This is a genomic window from Blastopirellula sediminis, assembly GCF_020966755.1.
GTDB classification, from domain to species: domain Bacteria; phylum Planctomycetota; class Planctomycetia; order Pirellulales; family Pirellulaceae; genus Blastopirellula; species Blastopirellula sediminis.
The window spans coordinates 1,703,845-1,723,271 of sequence record NZ_JAJKFT010000010.1 but is presented as its reverse complement, the minus strand read 5'-3'; the positions used below and the strand labels follow the sequence as shown (position 1 = coordinate 1,723,271).

Sequence of the window (19,427 nt, the reverse complement as noted above, 5' to 3'; positions counted from 1 at the left end):
CAATGGAACATGGCCACGCCACTAACCGAATGCCGCTTCGTCTGGCGTCGCTTATTGGTATCGGCGCAAGTTTTCTGGTGATCTCCGCAGCGCATGCTCAATTTCCCAACGTCTTTCCCGTCCCTTCCCCAAGCCCGGTAATCGACGTTGCGGATGAATTCTTTGGAGCGACCATCCCAGACCAAGACTCCGCGTGGGTCGAAGGAGAAGTGGTCGAGGCGGAACTGATTCGCAAGATCCCTGCTCGTCAGGGCTTTGGCGGCAACCTTGGAGCCAGTTCTCTCTATCGCATTCGGCTGCAAGTCCGCCGGAAGCTCTTTGGCGCCGAGGTCCCGATAGAGTCGCTCCTGTTGAAAGAAGTCAATCTCGGCGGCGGAGGTCGCTGGGTCGAAGGGGTCTGCCGTCCTCCTAAATCAGGCGATCAAGTGTTCGCTCGTCTATTGCGTGACAAAACAGGCGAATGGTCGAGCGACGAAATGGAGATTCCGCAAGAGACCGAGCGCCGTCGCATCGATCGTATGAAATGCCTGATCGACTCGACCGACTACCCGCAAGTCGCCCACGAGATGCTCGCCGGCTGCGGCGACTCCGACGTCGATTTCGCCCTCTGGTGCATCCACGCGCTGACGCGCGTCGAAGGGGAAACGTCGTACGAACTGGAAAAGGCGTATTCTCGCATCTGGTCGCACGCTCCGCTTCCGCTGCTTCGCACCAGGCTGCTCCAGGTTCTGGAAATGCCGGAGACCTCCGATAGCTGTTACTTGCAGGCGACCTTGTCGCTGAAACGGATCGGCGCGTCGACCGACGAAGCGGATCAGTTTCACCAGGCGAATTGCTGGCGACTGCAGAAGTATCTTTCCCGCTCTCGAGATTCCCTGGAGGAAAATCGTGGTGCGTTCTTCGCCGTTTTATGCGAATACGCTTATTACAACGAAACCGACGAGCGCCGCCGCGACATCTTGCAGATTCTCTCCAAATGCGCCGCCAGCCAATCAGCCGTCCAACAAGCGATCGCTTTCCGATCGGCCAGCTCTCTTTATTCCGAAGAGAACGAAACGCTGAATGACGAGATTCTTGGCATCTATCGTGATCATCGGCCGTGCGACCGCCGGAACTACTCCCTCGTTTACGAGTACTGGACCGGGCTGAAAAACTGCATGCACAGCCAGGCGGTTCGTCATAACCGCATATACGACGCTGGGCTCGAAGCCTTCGAGCGAGAATTGCCGGCCGCCAACGCCGGCGAAATGCGAGTGATTACCGACTGCCTGGCCCGTTACGCAGAAGACTGTCGGCGCCACACGACGGCATGGAATCAACTATCAGGCTGGCTTCAAGGACTCCCCGCGCTGGCCACTACCCCCGATCAACGCGACAGCCTGGAAAAGATGCTCCTGCGTTTGCAAATCTCCCCAGCAAACGATCGGGCGACGTAGTTTTCGAATTCGCTCCAAATATTGGCCAGAATCTCCCCCAAGCGATAAACTGCACGAAAGTTCCCTGGACCGTCAACTTCCGTTGGCGGCGAGCGTGTTCACTTTCCTGGGAGACCGATCATGCCGCGAAGCGATCGACGCCGTAGCTTGTGTACTCTGGCGGTTCTGGTTCTTGCGATCCCGTTCGTGTTGGTCGCTTCGCCGGTAAGAGCGCAGTTTGGTTGCGGGTGCGGTTTTGGCTTCTCTCCTCTGCTGCAAGACGATGATACGATCATCGACGTGTCGGCTGACGAATTCGCCGGTCTATTAACCAGCGACGACGTCTGGGTCGACGCGGAGCTGATCGAAGTCGAGTTTCTGGGGAGAGTGCGAACTGAGATCCCCCTTTGCTTCGGCTCGCGCGTTATCTATCCCAACGTCTATCGCCTGCACTTGAAACTGAATCGTCCTCTCTTCGGCCGCGGTAAGGCGCCGGAGACGGTGGTGCTGGATGACGTCGCCATCGGTGAAGAATTCTATGACAACCGTTTTCGCCAGCCGCCGCAGGTCGGCGATCGCGTCTTCGCCAATTTAACGCAAGACGACGAAGGAAATTGGCGCCATCTGTTCGTCGGCATTCCTCTCCCCAACGAAATCGAACGGGTCGACCGGGTAAAAGGGCTTTACGAACTGGCCAACTCGTGGCGAGCGACCGACTTGTTCTACGCCGGCTTTGACGACCCCGATCCGTATTACGCCGTCTGGTGCATGAACGCTCTTTCCCCCTCGCTCTTCCGTGGGAGCGACGCCGATGAACAGGCCTATGGTCGCTTTCGATCGAAGTCGACGCCTGAGCGCTATCGCGAAGCGCTAATGCAACTGCTGGAAACTCCCGAGACGATTCCAGCCGCGTACGTTTACGCCACCGATGAGCTGGACGACTTGGATCTGGCGGACGCGGAAGTGGAGCGGTGTCATCAAGCCCACTGCGCGCGGCTCCGCAAGTTTTCTCCACTTCCGCCCGATTCGTCCCCGGTTCTGCGGGGAGACGAACTGACCGAGATGCTCTCCTCGTTCTATGAGGACGAATCGACGCCCCGCCGCCGCGACATCCTCAAGATCCTGGTCGAGCTGGCCGATAGCTCCGTCGTTGAGCGCCGGACGCCAGCCTTGCGGTACGCCTCTTGGCTGCATTCGGGAGAAGACAAAGCGCTGAACGCTGAAATCCTGCAGCTCTATCGTGATCATGTTCCGCTTCGTGAGCAAAACGAAGATCTGCTGACCGGTTACTGGGACGGCCTGGGGACGTTCATGAACTCAGAACTGCATGACAAGCGCAGCATATGCGATGCAGGAATCGACCTGATCGAACAAAAGCTCCCCTCCGCTGCTCCGCACGAGTTGGAGTCGATGATCGAGTTGCTAACCCGCTGCTGCTACTCATGTCAAGAACATGAGGTGTTGTGGCGACATCTCACCACGCGGCTTAGAACGTTGTATTCGCTATCGGCCGGCGACGCCCAGCGCACGGCGCTGGAGGAGTTGCTGCGCGAATTCAAGATCCCGCTCCCGGCGGATACGCGGACGTAAAGCGTCTTTCTAGCACGAAGTGATGTGACACTAACCCGAGGCGCAAGCCGAGGGAATGTGCGTGGACGCTTCAGAAGAGAAAGTCAAACAGTTCGAGCCGCAAACGCACGCTTGGCACTTCTTGATTTTCAACCGCTTTCCCTCGGCTTGCGCCTCGGGTTAGTGTCGAGAGCAGCGGCGACGTTTGGTTCGCATAGCGGACCAAACGGGTTAATCCTCTTCTTCGTCATCATCATCGAAGTGATACGTCGCCAGCGTATTCTCGCGCACCGTAAACTGTCCGTTCTCGTCGCGGATGAATAGTTGCGGCAGTTGCTCCAGTAGTCGCTCGATCGTTTCGGGAGACAAGTCCTCGGTCGTGAAAAGTCGCGGCTTGGCCTGGGCCGCCTTCTCGGCATTCCCTTCCATTTCGTCTTCGTCGAACAAGACGAGCAGTCCCGAATAGCGGCGGACCACCATTTCTTCCATCCATTCGATCGGCGTAATCTCGCTGACGATCGCTTGGAACTTGTCGGTCGCTTCCTTGATTCGCTCTTTCCGGTTTTGCTTGGCCCACTGGATCAGTTGCTCCAGCTCCCGTTCGCTGACGTCCGGGTCAAAATCGACGCCCAACTTGCGGGCGGCCCGCTTCTGCTTCTCTTTGGCCAGCGGTCCCTTCTTCAAGATGACGGTCGAGCGATCGCGCGACTTCGGTTTCGCGCTTTTCACGTTGGCGGCCGATTTCGATTCACCCGCCGGCGGCTGCGAATCGACCGGCAAACCGCTGTCGTCGGCGGCTGCTTGTTCGCCATCGAGCTTCGGTACGCGGATCTTGGCGCTACAATGCGGACAAGCGAAGCTACGACCAGCGTGCTTCGCTTTCGCTTTAAGCGTCTGATTGCAGGCTTCGCATTTGAAGCGAATCCGCTCTTCGTCCGACATTCCCGCCGCCTTTTTCACCGGGCCCAATTTTGGCGCAATACCGCATCAGGCTAGTTGGGAATGATGAAGAATGGTCACAGACCAGCGCATTCGGATCATGAAGCTTTTCTGATGCGACGGCGTGCAAAGCCCCCATTGGTGCAGTTTTTTGGGTCGCTTCTCCGCGATATCTCGTCTGGGACGTGCGACGGCCGCATAGCTCGCCTTGTTTGCGCAAGCCCAATTTTAATAACAGCTTACGGCATCGTTTCCGTCAGCCGGCAGGGCCGTTCGTTCTTGCAACCAGCGTAAAAACCAATATGCTGAATAGATTGACTCGATTCCCCAACCCAACATGGAAGCCTCCGCAATCGCGAAGCGGCGGTCCCAATATGCGCAAGTGCGTCTCCACTCACGCAGAAAGCAACAATGCGTGAGATCCTCTTTCAGTACGAAAGCATCAATCCCTCGACGTGGGCTTATGTCGCGTCGCTGCTGGCGATTGGTCTGTACTTTAAGTTCAATCGGGTGTGGAGCGTTCGCAACCTCGACATCTTTTTGATCATTCTGCTCGCGCCCGGAATGTTGATGGTCCACTTCGGCCAACAGCAAATCTTGGAATCGTCGCAAGCGGTGATCGCGCTCGTCAATCCTGACGCGTCGCCAGACGATCCCAACGCGAAACTGCCGGTCACCCCGTCGGCCGAACTATCGGACTCGTTCGACCTGGAGCCTGACGCCGAACCGGAACTGGCCGAAGTCGTTCCGCTGCCCGAGCAACCTTCCGATTTCGATCAACAGGAAGAGGCCCGCATCAAGGCGCGGGAACTTGGTCGCCAACTGGAGAAGTACGGCTACATCTGGCTCTTCTGTCTCAGCGGGCTGATCGTGGTGCGACTCTTCATCGATCCGACGATGGTTCGCCGTCCCCTCTTGGAACCGAATGTGACCGTCGGCGCGATGATGTTCATGAGCATCGCCCTCTTCACCTTTTTGATTTCCAACATCATCGTCGGTCGTCCCAGCGAAGCGGACGTCCGCGGGATTCGGGCCGCTGAGATCATGATGGCGAGCGGCGATTCGGCCGAAGTCGAAAAGTCGCTGCGGCACTTCGGGCCTGGCTACCGCCTGCTCAGCTTCCTGCCGCGGATTCCGACGTCGCAGTTCGCTCAGGCCGAACCTACCACGGACGAAGAAGCGAGGAGCCAGCGGATCATCGTCATCCTGACCAAGCTGGTCGCGATCCTCTCGAACCTGGCGATGCTGGTCGGCGTGGTGCTGATCGGTTACCGCCACTTTGAAAACCTCTCGATGGGGATCGGCGCCGCGTTCCTGTACTTGCTGCTCCCCTACACCGCCCTCTACACCGGTCGCGTCGATCACGTCCTTCCGGGCGCCCTGCTAGTCTGGGCGATCCTCTGTTACCGACGTCCCACGTGGGCCGGCATTTTCCTCGGCCTGGCGATCGGCACCGTTTACTACCCGCTCTTTTTACTGCCGCTTTGGGTCAGCTTCTATTGGCAACGGGGCGTCGTCCGCTTCGCCCTCGGCGTCACCGCGATGCTGGTTCTGCTGGTCCTGACGCTGGCGATCGTCGCCCCGAACGTCACGACGTTCCTCAACCAGTTCAGCGCGATGTTCGGTCTTTGGAGCCCGCGTAGCGAAGGCTTCACTGGCTTCTGGAATTACTTCATCTACTCGAACGACTTCCGAATCCCGATCCTGGTGGCGTTCGTGATCTGCGCCTGCGGGTTGGCTTTCTGGCCGGCCCAAAAGAACCTCGGCACGATGCTCAGCTGCAGCGCCGCCATCATGCTGGCCGCCCAGTTCTGGCACGCCAACGACGGCACGACGTACCTGGCCTGGTACATGCCGCTCCTCTTGCTGACCGTTTTCCGCCCGAACCTGGAAGACCGCGTCGCATTGCATGTAATCGGAGAAGGTTGGCTGCCGCGTCGCGTGACGGTCGCGAAGGAAGAGAAGAAGGCGGCGTAGCCGGTATCGGCAAATGCGGCGGCCGCCGATTCATCCGCGTCCGGCGTCACCTCTCTCAGTCTCCGTGGGCGTCCGACGGTCGATCCACGCGCTGAGGTTTTCTCAGCGTCAGGTAAGGACCGGCCGCGAATAATCTGGGTTAAACCCATAGAGTCCCGAAACTTTTCCCCCATTTCGGGATTTAAACCACCATGAAAACTCCATGCACGCTCACACTGCTCCTCTTGTTCGCCGTAACCTCCTTCGGCAAAGAGGTCGAAAAGCCGACCGGCGCCTACGCGAGTAAAATCACTCCCCGCGCCGTCGAAAACAAACAGATGCAAGGAGGACTCGTCCGCGTCGCTTGGTCCGAGATTGAACCGAAGCCTGGGCGGTTCGACTTCGCCCCAATCGAACAACAGGTTCGACTTCTCAAACCCGGCATGAACTGGACCCTCGCCATCCATGGCGGCTGGACGTCCACGGAAAGGCAGGACAATACTGCTCGCGGTCCGCGCCGGCCCCTCTCCCTTTCTCCCAGTTGGCTCGTCTCTGATCTTCACGTCGAAACCTTCGCGATGAGCTTCCGCGGCAACCCGGTTCAGATGCCCAAGTACTGGGATCCGGTCGTTCAAAAACGTCTGAAAGAAATGCTCCAAGCCGTAGGAGACAAATACGGAAAAGATGAGCGACTGAAGCTCATCTACGTACCGCAGATGACCAGCAATGGAACCGAAGGTCACTTCAACGGCGTCCCCCCCGAAACGCTCTTCCAGGCGGCCGGCATCAACCCTCGCGACAAAGCGGCCGAACAGAAATTCGGCGACATTTGGCTTCAAGCGTCGGCCGAGACGACGCAAAGCGTGCTGAAGGCTTTTCCTGAAAAGGCGGTCGCTTTTGAAGTCCATGAACTCTTCCGCAGCACTGCGATCCCCTCCCGTTTGATTAGCGAGTTCCAAAAGCCCGCTTACGAAAACCGGGTCGGTATCGGCATGTGGTGGATCTCAGGAAAAACGAATTACCAGGGCGCGTTGATCGCCGTTTTGAAAGGCTACCAAGGAGATCTCTACGGCCAGGTCATCGGCCGCTCCGACCAGCAAGACCGCTTCCCGAACGGCGACTACGCCGCCGTTTTCAAGCAGGCGGAAGAACTCGGCATGCGATACATCGAACCGTGGAACTACGAGTTCGAAAACCACACGTGCGACGAAGCCCTGCAAAAATTCAACGCCTCGACTCGCTCCAAATACGGGAGCCCTTAGTCAGAAAGTCGAGACGGAGCCTTCTACGTCGATGTTGGCGAGGCCTTTACGTGGCGAAACTTTCCCAGCACAACGCCACTTAAGCCGGCGCCAGTCGCCGCCGTAACGAGATCCCGATATCCTTGAAGCACTGGAAGTTGAGCGGGAACTCCAGCAGCACATGCGTCAGGCTCAGCAGAAAGAGCCATCGCAGTCCCAGGTCGTAGTTGACCGCGTAGAGTCCCATCGACGCAAGCCAGGCGATCACGATCACCGCCAAGCGGGTCTTCGGCACTTCGTGCCAGCCGATGATCTGCGTCTTCGAGAACCAGTTCAGGTAGTGGTAGGTGTAGGCGAACGCCAGGAAGCGGACGAGCCGCAGGACGACATCGCCAGTAAAGAGATTCGTACCGACGATCGCTTCGGTCGGCAGCCGCAGCAGGTCGTTCAGGCTATTCAGCGAAAGCTCTTGAAAGCCCCGCCAAAAGACGGCCGGCGCCTCGGTCGGCGGAGCCCCGGCCAGATTCGGCAGCCAGATCGCCGCCGCTCCGCAACCCAAAAACACCGCGAACGACAGGAAGCCTGCCTTGCTGTTTCGTTTCAAAGCGCCGGCGAAGATAAACGCGCCGGTGAAGACAAACACGTGAATCAGCGTCGGCAGGTAAACGCCAAACAGTTTGTAATACGCACTGGCCGCGGGACTTGCCGTATTGACGTTAAAGAAAAACGCGCAAACCAGCACGACGGCTAGACCGAACAGCCGCAGTGACGTTTGCCGCGCCACGACGAAGACGACCGCCATGCCCAGGGCGAAGAAGAGGACGTCGGCGTAGTGCGAGTTGAGGATTTGATAGAGGGTCGAACTGCCGATCGAAATCTGATCGAGCCATGCGACCCCTTGTTCCCCCAATACGTTTCCATTTCCAAGCGTCGCCAGCAAACCGCACCCGACCAGCAGCGCCCAGTCGGCCTTCCGCGGCGTGAAGTACTTGCGATCGTGCAGCCACGAAATCTCGGTCAGATAATGCAGCGGACCAAGCACCGCATACGAAATCAGAAACAATTCAAACGGCACGACCGCGGCGATCGCGAGCGCGAGCAGCATCAAGCCAATGTTGACGTACTCGACCGAATTCGATTGAACTTCCGGCTTAGCCGCAGCGCCAGGCGTCCCTACGTCGGGCTTCGCCTGCTCGACGCTTTTGCCGGCGCCAACGTTCTTGGCGGCGCGATCGATGGTTTTCGACTTCTTCTTTCGCATGGTCGCGAGCGTCTAGGCATGGACGGGGAGACTCTCGATCAAACCCTTCAATATAGGTCACCGTTGCCCCGCCAAACGATAATCGTCAAAACAACGCGAATCGACGGCGACGTTGCGATCGCTATGACCGGAACAACGCGATGTCAGCCTGTCGCGGCGCCCTTTGTTTTCCGAGCCTGCGCCCGCTTCGCCCCCTTGGCCACGGCCGGCATTAGGTTCTTGCCTAGAATCGCCGACGCCGTCAAAAAGCCGCCGAACAGCGCCCCGGCGATTCCCAGCGTGCAGATGTCAGTCCCGGTCAGGTACAAATTGCGGAGCGGCGTTTGCGGGCGGAGCCAACGCTCGGCAAAGCGTGCCGGCGTCGCGGCCAGCCCATAGATCATTCCATGTGGATGTCCCATGAAGTGTTCGGTCGACAACGGCGTCGACAGCTCGGCGTAGTCGATCCTCCCTTCCACCTGCGGACAGCAAGCGTAGAGCTGTTCCAGCAATTTCCCAGTCAGCTGCTCCTTCAGCGCTTCGTATTCGTCGCCCCGCTTCTTCCAGGGATCGGAAGCCCAAGGCGCGAACCAGGCGTAAGGGGCGACGCTGATCACTTCGATCGTAGCCCGGCCAGGATAACGCTGTTCAAAGTCAGGATCTTTCGCCGAAGGGAACGAGATATAGGCGACCGGCAGCGGCGCGTTCGGATCTGCTTGAATCCGCGCGAAGTTGCGGTCGTGATCGTAGTCGCGATAGACCCATAGATTCGGCTTCGACAAACCAAGCTGCTCGGCCGTCTCCCGCAAGCCGATGTAGAGGGAGATGTGGGCTGGCGATTCCGATTGATGACGCAAGAGACGCTGACAGTGCGGCGCGGCGCTCGTCTCCGGCGGCAACAAACGCTGAAATGTATTCAGCGCCCCGGCGTCGCTGACGACCCAAGGAGCTCGCAACTGGTTTCCGTCGGCCAGTTCGACGCCGACGGCTCGATCGTTTTCGACCAGGATGCGGCCAACCTCGGCGTTGGTGTAAACTGCTCCGCCCCGCTGTTCGATCACCGGCAACATCGTTGCGGCGAAACGAGACGCGCCTCCCACGGGATAAGCGGCGCCTTCCAGATAATGCTTCGCGATCATCGCGTGAATGAAAAAGCTGCTCTGCCCCGGAGGCAAGCCGTAGTCGCCAAACTGCCCCGTCAGCACGCCGATTAGCTGCTTGTCGCTGGTGAGCGACGAAAGGGTTTCGAGCGTCGTCCGCTTCGCTTTCCTGAGGAGCGGCCAACGCATCAAGCCGCCGACCAGCCGCGACAGAAAGACCGGCAGCGCTTTCTCAGCGAAGAACATTCTGGCCCGATCGGAGGTCGCGTCGACTTCCTGCAAGTAGCGATCGATTGCGGTACGCTCGTTCGGAAAATAATCGTGCAGCCGCTGCCGGAAGTTTTCGCGACCTTTGACGAAGTCGTATGTCTGGTCGCCGATGATGATCCGGTCGTAGACCTCTCCCATGTCGGCCCACTCGAGCTGGGCGTCGGTCACGTCGTCGAGCAGCGTCCGCAGCGGCGCATCGAGGTCGAAAATATCGCCGATGTAGTGAACGCCAACGTCCCACTCGTACCCAGGCCGGCGAAACGTATGGGTAAAACCGCCGGCGGTATAGTGCCGTTCGAGAACCAGCACCCGCTTGCCGCCATGCTTGGCGAGCAGCGCCGCCGCGCCGAGCCCGCCAATCCCCGAGCCGATGACGATCACGTCGTAGCTGCCGTTGATCGGATTCTGCTTATACGACGTTCCGAAGTTCATGCCGTTCTCGCCGCTATGTCGTGCTAAGGCGATTCTGTTGGCGCCGCAGCGCCCGCGTCTTCTCTAATTATAGCGGAACGCGAGCGGCGCCATCTCGTTTACCGTTCACCGCGCCGCTATGCTGCTTTCTGCCGGACTTCACTCGCAAACGGAAAGGGAAACGCACATGTCGAAACCAGCGAAAAACACGATCTGCCTGTGGTACGACGGCGCCGCCGAAGAAGCGGCGAACTTTTATGCCGAGACCTTTCCTGACTCGTCGGTCGACGGCGTCACCCGCGCTCCCGGCGACTATCCCTCCGGGCAGCAGGGAAACGTGCTGGTCGTCCAGTTCACGGTGCTGGGGATTCCCTGCATCGGTCTGAACGGCGGCCCCGGCCATGCCCATACCGACGCCTTCTCGTTCCAAGTTTCGACCGAAGATCAGGCCGAAACCGATTGCTACTGGGACGCGATCATCAGTCACGGCGGCAAAGAAATCGCCTGCGGCTGGTGCGTCGACAAGTGGGGCATCTCCTGGCAAATCACCCCCGCGATGCTGATGTCGGCGATCAGCAATCCCGATCCGGCCGTCGCCAAACGGGCCTTCGAAGCGATGATGACGATGACGAAGATCGACATCGCCACGATCGAAGCGGCAATGGCCGGTTAAAGACATCGGGTGCCATGGCCACGGCCTTGCGTGGCCATGAATACGGTCGCCAATTCCAATCCGGTCGCTTCCTTGGGACGTTCCAATTCTTCGTTTGGACGAACCTCTAGATTAAATCTCGTGCACAATCATGGCCACGCAAAGCCGTGGCCATGGCACCCAGCATCTGGACTACTTCAGCGGCGGCTGACTGACGAGCGAGCGCTGCGTTTCGATAACGCGAATCGTCTGCTTCCCATCCATCGTCAAATAGCGATCGCGCCCGTCGGCCTGAGGCTGGAACCGCGTGAAGCCGTCGTCGTCGACTGAAACGAGCCCCGGCTCCGAGAGTCCGAAATAGTGATCGTCGGGGCGAACCGCGTAGAGGACGCTGGTCAGATCCCAGGTCGGTCGATCATGGTTCGGGCCGCTATGCAATAAATACGCTTCTCGCACGATGTGATGCGGCACGTACCCAAAGTCCCGGGCGACGCTTTCCCGCGGATAGGGAGCGGCCAGGCCAATCAAAAAGTCGCTCCAGATCACCGGCGAGTCATGCGGCCACTTCGCCGCAAACCGCTGCATCGAGCCGACGCCGTTGTAGACGTTCGCTTCCAGGTAATGCGCGTTCCCCTTCACCGGCGAAAAGGCGCCGGCCATGATCGACGTGAACTTCACCTTCCGGCGAATCAACTCTTCACCGCTCAGCGGGCTCACCTCATCGGCCGGCGATTCGACCAGGTCGGCCAAGTTCGCCGCCAGCCCAACTTGAATCAACACGACCGATTTGTCCTCCGCCGCCGCTAACGTCTTCCGCAGCACCGTCACGGCATCGGGCGCGTCGTCGCTTGAAAGCAGGTCATGCGGATAACGAAACTCGCCGCCATCCTTGGTCTTCACCAACTGCAAATACTTACTCTCACGCTTCTGCGCGTCCCGCGTCACCCCAATCGGAATCTCGCCACGCCCATAAAACGCGTTGACCGCATCGACAAACGGCGCCGTGAGGGGATTCACCTTCGAGATCGTCACCGCCTTGATCTCACACTCCTGCCGATCGGCCAGCGCATGCAACATGGCGAGGGCCAACACGTCATCCACGTCGCCGGAGATGTCGGTGTCAAAGATGACGGGGATTGGTTTTGCGGCGTGGGCGTTAGCGACAAAGGCGAACGGAACGCAAATCAACATCAACAGAAGAAGGCGGGGGCGATGCATCTTGTTTCTACCGGGGCATGAGGTGCTGAGCGGGGGGCAATTTCGCTATGTCCACGATAATGGACGACGGGGTGGAATCAATCCCTGAAAGCCTACGCAACGTTTTCGGCCGCTCAGGCTACAATGCGAAATGTTCCATTCCAACCGGCTAGAGTTGTTGATTTACCCAATCAACTGACGAGTTCCCGCTTTCGCGTACGGTTGAAGAAAGAACGACTGGAGAAATCGTCGCGTGCAACACGAAATACTTGGCGAAGTGAAAACTGGGGACTGCGATCCTTACGCCGCCGTCGCGACCATTCCCTACGACTCCTATGAGATCCAAATCGGGATGGTGACGCTAGGAGACGCCCCCTTAGAGGCGACGCTAGAGCTCGCCGCCAACGTCGTCCGTCGACTCGCAGAGCTGGACCAAGTCGCGAAGCGAATCGCCACGCGGGAACTGCGCGACAGCTACAACAATATTTGGAACGAGTATGACGAGCAGCAAGAGGACGGCACGTTTAAAACCGTCTCCAAGCCACAACTTTCGGAAAGCGAGTTTCAAGAGAAACTATTGCTCTACTCGGTCACGGTGAGCGGAGATCAAGAAGTCGAGTTTTACTACGACGAAGACGACATGTTCCTGGGACACTTCGTCCTGGTCAACTCGCGGAATGGGATTGATCTGAGCGACGCCAGTGCTAATTTGGCCGGCTAGATTCTCGACGACAGTAGGTCGGGGCATCGCTTTCCGTGGCCACGCCCGCGCTCATTCGCTCCAGTCCTCTTCCAGCGGAAAGTCAGGCCCGACTCCAGAGCCTTCGTACCCAAGTTGGTCGATGACCGACTTGTCGCGCCGATGCCAACTGGCCCAGCTAAGCGGCGTGTCTTGGTTGGCGTCCCGAATCGTCGGATCGGCGCCGGCGTCGAGGAGCAGTTGAATCACTTCGGGACTTCCCCACGCCGCAGCGCGGTGAAGCGGCGTTTCGCCCCGCACGCGCGCATCCCGCCACAGAGCATACGTCTTCATCCCTGGCTTCGTGCGAGCATTGGGATTCGCGCCGCGCGCAAGCAACAACCGGACCGCTCGGGCGTCGCTGCCGCCAGCGACGCCGTGCAGCGCCGTTTCGCCGTTGTACTCGCTCGCACGGTTCACGTTGGCGCCTGCTTCGACCAAGAGCCGCAGACACTCGAAATCTCCGCAAACGCCCAGGATCACCGGGGCGATATTCTCGTTGCGCTGCAAGTTAGGGTCGGCGCCATGCTCCAGCAGATAACGCGTCACTTCCGGATGGAAGTTCAAGAGGGGCCCCATTCCATGCTCATCGACGCTGTTGGGATCCACGCCCTCTTCGATGAGTCGCCGAACAGTTTCCAGATCGCCGGCGCCGGCCGCTTGAACCAACAGATCATTGCGAGGTTGATCGGTCATGGCGATTCGTCCACAAAGCCAACCGTTCACGTTTCGACACCCCTTCATGATATCTGGACAAAACTCCTCTTTCTTTACCTGGAAGTTCCAGGTATAAACCTCGAACTTCAAGGTAAGGGAGCGAATATGGCGTCACGAACGAGCAATCCCCCATTTCTGAACGGCGTTCCAGAAATGTTAATCCTGCGGCTCTTGTCGCAGCGCCCAATGTACGGATACGAACTAGTCAGTGCGATCAAGCTGGCGACGGGGAACGAGCTGGAGTTCGGCGAAGGGTCGGTCTATCCGATTCTCCATCGGCTGGAAGCGGAGAAGCTCCTCTCGGCGAAATCGCAGGCGGTCGGCGCCCGAACGCGGATCGTCTACAAGACGACGTCGCGGGGGCTCGCCAAACTGGAAGATTCGATCTCCGTCTGGCGGCGGATTACCGACGCGATCAACCACGCACTCAAAGGAGGAGAGCATGGACCAGCAACAGTGGCTCGCTGAGCTGAAGCAGGAACTTCGAAAACGACGACTACCGAAACGCTACGTCACGCGTTTGTTGCAGGAGTTGTCGGATCACGTCACGGACGACAGGGAGAATCGCATAGGCGAGGATCATTCCTGGAGCGCCGATCGGATTGGATCTCCCGCAGCGATCGCCGAATCAGCGGCGCAAGAATTCCGCTCGCGCAGGTTTGCGGTGCGGCATCCGCTGTGGACCTTCGGGGCGCTGCCGCCGTTTTTGTTTGTGCTGTTCGTGGTTGGCGTCTACCTCGGCTCCTCCACGCTATTGGAATTCTTATTGTCGTTCGCGCCGATCGAACAGTACGAAATGTCGGCGTGGGCGCCGGTAGTCGCGCAAGGCTATCTCATCGGCTGCCTTTTGCTGGCGTCGGTCATGACGGTCGCCTGTTTCGCATGGCTGGCTCAGCGATACGCATTAAAACGACGCTGGCCGATGACGGCGGCCGTCATCATCGCGCTCCTCTGCGGATCGTTCTGGACCGAAGGAACGCGTAAGACGCAGGAGCAAATGGGACGCGTCACGATCGGCCTCCCCGGCTCCTTCTGGCCGTCCGATATCACCTTCCCGCGCGTCATCCAATTCGCCGTCCCATTGGCGGCGGCCGCGTGGCTGACTAGCCGGCGAACTTCTTCTACAACGCCGTCGGTCGACTTGCGCATCGCAACGTAAGCAGCCTGGGCGTTCTACTCTTCTTCCAGCTCCCGCGGAGACATCCCCACGTCCACAATGCTGCAGGCCTGAATCGGATCGATCCCCAGCTCGCGGGCTTTCGCCAGCAGCTCTTCGCTTTCGGCGCCCGGGTTAAAGAAAACTTCTTTCGCTCCGACGGCGGCGATTTCTTCCAGCATTTGCAGGCCGACCGCGGGCGAGAGATAGATGCTGATCCGGTCAAGCCTTTCGACCGGGATGTCAGCCAGCTTTTTGTACACCTTCAGCCCTTCGATCTCGTCGGCGGCCGGGTTGATCGGGTAGACGTCGTACCCTTGAGCCAGGTGGGCTCGGACTGATTTGTTGCCGTACTTGTTGCGGTTTTTGCTCGCGCCGAGAATCGCGACGGTTGGTTTCGACATGTTGGGCTGCTATGGGATTTGTGCGATTGGGCAAAGAAAGAACAGAACGCGGAGGGCACGGAGGATTCACGGAACAGCACAGTAAGAAAGGAGATTCGGGCGAAGCGTTTGAGCATTTCTCGCCGTCATCTAACTCGACGAAAAACGGGGATCGCTCTTTTGTCCGCTTCTTATTCCTTACCGCGTTTATCCGTGCTCTTCGCCGTGGCCTCCGTGTTCCATTCCTCTCAAAACGGGGCGGAGCCGGCGGTTAGTCTCCGCGGCGGCCTTGGATGACAGGGGTCGCCGCCAATTGTTGCTGCGTGTACCACGCTTTCCAGTTGGCGACATGGTACCCGAAATCACAGCCGTCGGTCAGAGTTCGCAGCGCCGAGTAGACGCTTTCGTTCTTCGCCCAACCGGTGGTGTGAGTCGTTTGCGACGATTCCAGAATCTCGTCGAGCGTCTTCTTACGATACGAAGGAGACGGCCCTGCGACGTCGAAACGACCGTTCGGCGGAATTTGCGAGTAATGAAAGATGGGGTTCACCTCATGCGGCCGTTTTTCTCCCGCCGACTGCCGAAATTCTCGCACTTTATGCCGCGTTTGCAATGCGGTGGCCAGCGGCACGATCGCCGATGGATAGTCGAGCGCCGCGAGACAATCGGCGGCGCGATTGACCATCGCGTTGTCGTAATCTTCCAGGAACCGGACGTAAAGCTCCACCATCATCGGGTGGCGATGCTTCAGCACTTCGATCATGCACATTTCGCGGTGCTCGGGATTGTTCTGAAAGACCGAGTGGTCGATCAGAAAACCGAGCGCCACGCCGTGATCAAGATTCCCCAACGTTTCGACATACAGCCGCTGCAGCCGAATGTTATCTTCGCGTCCGAGCAGCCGGATCAAACCGGTCATCGCCATCGGATCGCGGACTTGCGAAAAGTCGATCTGATTGTCCCGTTCTTGCGGCGTGCCGAGCGACTCGCGCCAACGTTTGAACTTGAGCCACCAATCGATTTGGGCTTCGCGAATCATCTTCCGCTCTTCCAGCAGCTGCACTTGCTGGTGCATTCGCCAACGGCCGTCGTAGCGAATGAAACCGCGCGACTGCATGTAGTCTTCCCGCTGCTTCCACTCGCCATTGCGTTTTTGATAGCCGAGCAGCGTCCGCGCCTGTAGATGCTCTGGATCGAGCTTCAAGATCAGCTCGCAATGGGCGTTCGCTTCGTCGTACAGACTATTCTGCCGGCACCACTCGATCAGGCTCCACTGATCGACCAGCGTCATCGCAGCGCGGCGAGCTCGATCGCGATACTCGATCAGCTCCGGCGGCTCGCGCTCGATGTCGACGATCACTTCCGGCGCCAGTTCGAGCACCCCTTGCGGCGAGACGATCCGTCGCGGCGCGTCGCTATCCCCCGGCGTCTCTTCCAAGTCGCCGGTCACTTTGCCGCCGCTCACCAAGACGACCCGATCCGACCATGCCGGTTGTATGGCCAGCGTCCAGCATACCGCCGCTAGCAACCAGGTAAACCGCATCGATTCTCCCGCACGTAATAGGCCCCGATAGCACCTCCAAGATAGAGCTAGCCGCTGGTCGATACAACGAAAAGGAGATGCTCGGTCTGCGTTTTTCCGGGCGAAATTCCCCAGACTTTCCTGACCCGTGCAGTAGCCGGATCAACTTTACCGAACCGGCCTATTTTCACATCTGGAGCAAGCGGTGAATAAAGCGAGCGGACTAGTCTTGGTCGCGATCGTCTGTGGCGGCGGCTGGTTCTTCTTTCAGAACTATCGAGTCGAAGGGCTCGAAGGGCTGAAAGTGGTCCCCCGCAACGCAGCGGCGTCGACCGATGGGTCAGGCGGCGGCAACGCCCTCTTGGCCAGCAACCGCACCGTACCGATCGCTCGCGGCGGCGAAACGGTCCGGATCGCGTCGTTCAACATCCAGGTCTTCGGCCGCAGCAAGATGGACAAACCGCATGTCGTCGCCCGACTCGCGCAGATCGTCCGTCAGTACGATGTCGTCGCGATCGAAGAAATCCGTTCGCTCGACCAGTCGATCCTGCCGCAGTTCATCGATCAAATCAACGCCGCCGGGCGCCACTATGACTACGTCATCGGCCCCCGTCTCGGCCGAACCGACAGCAAAGAGCAATACGCGTTTATCTATGACACCGCGAGCATCGAGATCGATCGTTCGCAGCTCTACACGATCGACGACCCGGCCGATGCGCTTCATCGCGAACCGCTGGTCGCCTGGTTCCGCGTCCGCGGCCCGAAGCCCGATCAGGCCTTCACCTTCACCCTGGTCGCGGTCCATACCGATCCGGACGAAGTCGCCTCCGAAATCAACGTGATGGACGACGTGATGCGTGCCGTTCGCGGCGACGGTCGCGGCGAAGACGACGTCATCCTGCTGGGCGATTTCAATACCGACGAGCGCAACCTCGGCGAGCTCGGCAGCGTCACCGGTTTGACGCCGGCCGTGACCGGAATGATGACCAACACCCGCGGCACCGCGGCGTACGACAATCTCTACTTTACCTTGCCGGCGACCAGCGAGTTCACCGGCCGCGGCGGCGTCCACGACTTCGTCCGCGAGTTCAACTTGTCGATCGACGAGGCGCTCGAAATCTCCGACCACCTCCCGGTCTGGGGCGAGTTCAGCATCTACGAGGGAGGCGTCCCCGGCAAAGTCGCGACCGTCCCGAGCGACGTCCGCTAAGCGAAGCGAGCGCGAATTCGACAGATCTCTGCGCAATAAAGAGAGTCTGCGCCGCTGCGCGTCTGTTACGATAATAGACGCCCTCCAGCCAGCCTTTCATGCCGCTTCTCCCTTGGCCCCTTTTCACCTTCGAAGGTACGCCCATGGTGTCGGCTTTGCCGCGGATCGTCTTTGGTCTCTTGTTGGTTCCTTTCGCCGTGCAAGTTTGCGTCGCTAACGACTCGCCCCTCTCACAAGCGCAACGCTTGGAGCTGACCGGCGAGTTTCGCAAGGCGGAGCAGATCCTCGACGCGGCCCTTGCCCAGCCTGATCTCGCTCCCGAAACGCGCTACACGCTCGTCTACGAACGAGACCGACTTGATCGCATTCGCCGCGACTACACCCTCACTCGCGACCAACTGGAAGCGAAGGTCCTGGAAGGAGTCAAAGAGGCGACGCCGGAAGAGTTCGCCCAGTGGCTCGACCAGGGACGTTTCGACTCACGGAAGATCGACGGCACGCGTTACTTCATGGCGCGGAGCGTCCGCAATCTTTTCTACCGCCATCCAGAACTCAATGACCGCCGAACTCGTCCCGCCGACGAGGCCGAGGTCCAGCGTTTTCAACTCGAACTCTGCCGTCAGATCTGCGCCGCCGCCAAAGCGGAGCAGCGTCCTTATGTGCTGACCAAAAAGTTCGACGTTCGCTTCACCGGCACGGTCCATGCCGACGCCGTGGCCGACGGCGACCTCATCAAAGCCTGGCTGCCGATTCCGCGTGAGTTTCCGTTTCAGCGCGACTTCCGCCTGATCGGCAGTTCGCCGACGCCGCTCGAAATTGCCCCCGGCGACAGTCCGATGCGATCCGCCTACTTCGAGCAAACCGCCCAAGCGGGCGAGCCGACCAAGTTCGACCTGCACTTTACCTTCGAGCATGACGCGATTCGCTTTGAGATCGACCCCGCTCTCGTCACGCCGCTGAATCGCACTAACAAAGAGATCGCCCGTTTCGCCCAGGAAGGTCCCCACACCGATTTCACGCCGGAGCTGCTCGCCCTTTCGCAGCAGATCGTCGGCGACGAAAAGAACCCGGCGATCGCCGCCCGGAAGATCTACGACTGGATCGGGCACAACATCCAGTACAGCCTGGCGATTGAGTACTCCACCATTCGCAATCTCAGCGATTATTGCCGCGAGCACAAATATGGGGACTGCGGGCAGGAAGGAATGCTCTTCATCGCCCTCTGCCGCGCCAACGGCATTCCGGCTCGCTGGCAGTCAGGCTGGAACCTTTTCCCCAATCGCTTGAACATTCATGACTGGTCCGAGATCTACCTGGCGCCGTACGGCTGGGTTCCGGTCGACGTCTGCCGCGCCGTTTCGGCCTACCAAGAGATGACCCACCTGACCGACAGCGAACGGCAGGAAGTGGCCGACTTCTACTTCGGCGGGCTCGAGCCGTACCGCATGGCCGCCAACTGCGACCACTCGCAAGCGCTCACCCCGGCCAAACTGGCGCCTCCGTCCGATACGATCGACTTCCAGCGGGGCGAATACGAAGTGGGGGATGTGAACTTGTACTACGACAAGTTCACCTACGATTTCACGATCCAGGAAATCGAACCGACGACGCCGACGAAGACCGCTGCGGCCGACTAACTCTATTGGTGCCATGCTTTTGCCGCGTCTTCGCGGGATAAGCATGGCTTCGCCCTACCCAAACGCATTGAAG

17 protein-coding genes are annotated in these 19,427 nt (G+C 59.2%); 10 read left to right on the top strand and 7 right to left on the bottom strand.

All coding sequences use genetic code 11. The features are described 5' to 3' along the window. Positions 1 to 2 precede the first annotated feature (2 nt). Both LOC68_RS18690 and LOC68_RS18685 read left to right on the top strand, forming a co-directional pair. Positions 3 to 1,436 carry a hypothetical protein gene (locus LOC68_RS18690; protein WP_230221558.1) on the top strand — a complete coding sequence of 478 codons (1,434 nt, stop codon included), beginning with the start codon at positions 3 to 5 and terminating at the stop codon, positions 1,434 to 1,436. 120 nt (positions 1,437 to 1,556) lie between these two features. Continuing rightward, positions 1,557 to 3,005 (top strand): hypothetical protein, encoded by a 1,449-nt coding sequence (locus LOC68_RS18685; RefSeq protein ID WP_230221557.1) that lies wholly within the window; start codon positions 1,557 to 1,559, stop codon positions 3,003 to 3,005. A gap of 210 nt (positions 3,006 to 3,215) precedes the next feature. On the opposite strand, the gene LOC68_RS18680 is transcribed toward LOC68_RS18685, so the two are convergent. Continuing rightward, positions 3,216 to 3,926: a hypothetical protein gene (locus tag LOC68_RS18680; RefSeq protein WP_230221555.1), complete on the bottom strand. Its 711-nt coding sequence runs from the start codon at positions 3,924 to 3,926 to the stop codon at positions 3,216 to 3,218. A 408-nt stretch (positions 3,927 to 4,334) separates the two neighbouring features. On the opposite strand from LOC68_RS18680, the gene LOC68_RS18675 reads away from it, so the two are divergent. Then, positions 4,335 to 5,900, top strand: a complete 1,566-nt coding sequence (locus LOC68_RS18675; protein WP_230221553.1) for a glycosyltransferase family 87 protein — start codon at positions 4,335 to 4,337, stop codon at positions 5,898 to 5,900. Between the two features lie 191 nt (positions 5,901 to 6,091). Continuing rightward, positions 6,092 to 7,141 carry a hypothetical protein gene (locus LOC68_RS18670; RefSeq protein ID WP_230221551.1) on the top strand — a complete coding sequence of 350 codons (1,050 nt, stop codon included), beginning with the start codon at positions 6,092 to 6,094 and terminating at the stop codon, positions 7,139 to 7,141. 79 nt (positions 7,142 to 7,220) lie between these two features. Here LOC68_RS18670 and LOC68_RS18665 read toward each other — a convergent pair whose 3' ends face one another. Together LOC68_RS18665 and LOC68_RS18660 are read right to left on the bottom strand one after the other, a co-directional pair. Further along, positions 7,221 to 8,381, bottom strand: coding sequence for a hypothetical protein (locus tag LOC68_RS18665; RefSeq protein WP_230221549.1), 1,161 nt, complete (start codon positions 8,379 to 8,381; stop codon positions 7,221 to 7,223). 143 nt (positions 8,382 to 8,524) lie between these two features. After that, positions 8,525 to 10,162, bottom strand: a complete 1,638-nt coding sequence (locus tag LOC68_RS18660; protein ID WP_230221548.1) for a phytoene desaturase family protein — start codon at positions 10,160 to 10,162, stop codon at positions 8,525 to 8,527. Between the two features lie 166 nt (positions 10,163 to 10,328). Between LOC68_RS18660 and LOC68_RS18655 the strand changes: the two genes are divergently transcribed. Then, positions 10,329 to 10,814: a VOC family protein gene (locus LOC68_RS18655; RefSeq protein WP_230221545.1), complete on the top strand. Its 486-nt coding sequence runs from the start codon at positions 10,329 to 10,331 to the stop codon at positions 10,812 to 10,814. A 171-nt stretch (positions 10,815 to 10,985) separates the two neighbouring features. Here LOC68_RS18655 and LOC68_RS18650 read toward each other — a convergent pair whose 3' ends face one another. Continuing rightward, on the bottom strand, positions 10,986 to 12,011 hold the full coding sequence (locus tag LOC68_RS18650; protein WP_230221544.1) for a nucleoside hydrolase: 1,026 nt from the start codon (positions 12,009 to 12,011) through the stop codon (positions 10,986 to 10,988). 232 nt (positions 12,012 to 12,243) lie between these two features. Here LOC68_RS18650 and LOC68_RS18645 point away from each other — a divergent pair, with 232 nt between their 5' ends. Continuing rightward, the gene (locus LOC68_RS18645; protein WP_230221542.1) at positions 12,244 to 12,711 is read left to right on the top strand and encodes a DUF2262 domain-containing protein; all 468 of its coding nucleotides are present in this window, start codon (positions 12,244 to 12,246) and stop codon (positions 12,709 to 12,711) included. A gap of 51 nt (positions 12,712 to 12,762) precedes the next feature. Here the strand turns inward: LOC68_RS18645 and LOC68_RS18640 are convergent, their stop codons facing one another. Next, a complete protein-coding gene (locus tag LOC68_RS18640) occupies positions 12,763 to 13,425 on the bottom strand; it encodes an ankyrin repeat domain-containing protein (RefSeq protein WP_230221540.1) in 663 nt (220 codons plus the stop codon). A gap of 126 nt (positions 13,426 to 13,551) precedes the next feature. Between LOC68_RS18640 and LOC68_RS18635 the strand changes: the two genes are divergently transcribed. Both LOC68_RS18635 and LOC68_RS18630 read left to right on the top strand, forming a co-directional pair. Further along, the gene (locus LOC68_RS18635) at positions 13,552 to 13,914 is read left to right on the top strand and encodes a PadR family transcriptional regulator (protein WP_230221538.1); all 363 of its coding nucleotides are present in this window, start codon (positions 13,552 to 13,554) and stop codon (positions 13,912 to 13,914) included. Further along, positions 13,889 to 14,605, top strand: a complete 717-nt coding sequence (locus LOC68_RS18630; protein ID WP_230221536.1) for a hypothetical protein — start codon at positions 13,889 to 13,891, stop codon at positions 14,603 to 14,605. The genes LOC68_RS18635 and LOC68_RS18630 overlap by 26 nt, the downstream gene beginning before the upstream one ends. A gap of 14 nt (positions 14,606 to 14,619) precedes the next feature. On the opposite strand, the gene LOC68_RS18625 is transcribed toward LOC68_RS18630, so the two are convergent. Together LOC68_RS18625 and LOC68_RS18620 are read right to left on the bottom strand one after the other, a co-directional pair. Next, positions 14,620 to 15,006 carry a CoA-binding protein gene (locus tag LOC68_RS18625; protein WP_230221535.1) on the bottom strand — a complete coding sequence of 129 codons (387 nt, stop codon included), beginning with the start codon at positions 15,004 to 15,006 and terminating at the stop codon, positions 14,620 to 14,622. A 250-nt stretch (positions 15,007 to 15,256) separates the two neighbouring features. Further along, a complete protein-coding gene (locus LOC68_RS18620; RefSeq protein ID WP_230221533.1) occupies positions 15,257 to 16,528 on the bottom strand; it encodes a HEAT repeat domain-containing protein in 1,272 nt (423 codons plus the stop codon). 184 nt (positions 16,529 to 16,712) lie between these two features. Between LOC68_RS18620 and LOC68_RS18615 the strand changes: the two genes are divergently transcribed. Continuing rightward, the gene (locus LOC68_RS18615; RefSeq protein WP_230221531.1) at positions 16,713 to 17,717 is read left to right on the top strand and encodes an exonuclease/endonuclease/phosphatase family protein; all 1,005 of its coding nucleotides are present in this window, start codon (positions 16,713 to 16,715) and stop codon (positions 17,715 to 17,717) included. A gap of 143 nt (positions 17,718 to 17,860) precedes the next feature. Beyond that, positions 17,861 to 19,354 (top strand): transglutaminase-like domain-containing protein, encoded by a 1,494-nt coding sequence (locus tag LOC68_RS18610; protein WP_230221529.1) that lies wholly within the window; start codon positions 17,861 to 17,863, stop codon positions 19,352 to 19,354. Positions 19,355 to 19,427: the final 73 nt, after the last annotated feature.

Bases quoted from the DNA above. Each gene is read 5' to 3' on its own strand.
- LOC68_RS18640 (WP_230221540.1), bottom strand. From the start codon at position 13,425: ATGACCGATCAACCTCGCAATGATCTGTTGGTTCAAGCGGCCGGCGCC.
- LOC68_RS18630 (WP_230221536.1), top strand. From the start codon at position 13,889: ATGGACCAGCAACAGTGGCTCGCTGAGCTGAAGCAGGAACTTCGAAAA.
- LOC68_RS18660 (WP_230221548.1), bottom strand. From the start codon at position 10,162: ATGAACTTCGGAACGTCGTATAAGCAGAATCCGATCAACGGCAGCTAC.
- LOC68_RS18620 (WP_230221533.1), bottom strand. From the start codon at position 16,528: ATGCGGTTTACCTGGTTGCTAGCGGCGGTATGCTGGACGCTGGCCATA.
- LOC68_RS18625 (WP_230221535.1), bottom strand. From the start codon at position 15,006: ATGTCGAAACCAACCGTCGCGATTCTCGGCGCGAGCAAAAACCGCAAC.
- LOC68_RS18685 (WP_230221557.1), top strand. From the start codon at position 1,557: ATGCCGCGAAGCGATCGACGCCGTAGCTTGTGTACTCTGGCGGTTCTG.
- LOC68_RS18680 (WP_230221555.1), bottom strand. From the start codon at position 3,926: ATGTCGGACGAAGAGCGGATTCGCTTCAAATGCGAAGCCTGCAATCAG.
- LOC68_RS18690 (WP_230221558.1), top strand. From the start codon at position 3: ATGGAACATGGCCACGCCACTAACCGAATGCCGCTTCGTCTGGCGTCG.
- LOC68_RS18665 (WP_230221549.1), bottom strand. From the start codon at position 8,381: ATGCGAAAGAAGAAGTCGAAAACCATCGATCGCGCCGCCAAGAACGTT.
- LOC68_RS18675 (WP_230221553.1), top strand. From the start codon at position 4,335: ATGCGTGAGATCCTCTTTCAGTACGAAAGCATCAATCCCTCGACGTGG.
- LOC68_RS18635 (WP_230221538.1), top strand. From the start codon at position 13,552: ATGGCGTCACGAACGAGCAATCCCCCATTTCTGAACGGCGTTCCAGAA.
- LOC68_RS18610 (WP_230221529.1), top strand. From the start codon at position 17,861: ATGGTGTCGGCTTTGCCGCGGATCGTCTTTGGTCTCTTGTTGGTTCCT.
- LOC68_RS18670 (WP_230221551.1), top strand. From the start codon at position 6,092: ATGAAAACTCCATGCACGCTCACACTGCTCCTCTTGTTCGCCGTAACC.
- LOC68_RS18650 (WP_230221544.1), bottom strand. From the start codon at position 12,011: ATGCATCGCCCCCGCCTTCTTCTGTTGATGTTGATTTGCGTTCCGTTC.
- LOC68_RS18655 (WP_230221545.1), top strand. From the start codon at position 10,329: ATGTCGAAACCAGCGAAAAACACGATCTGCCTGTGGTACGACGGCGCC.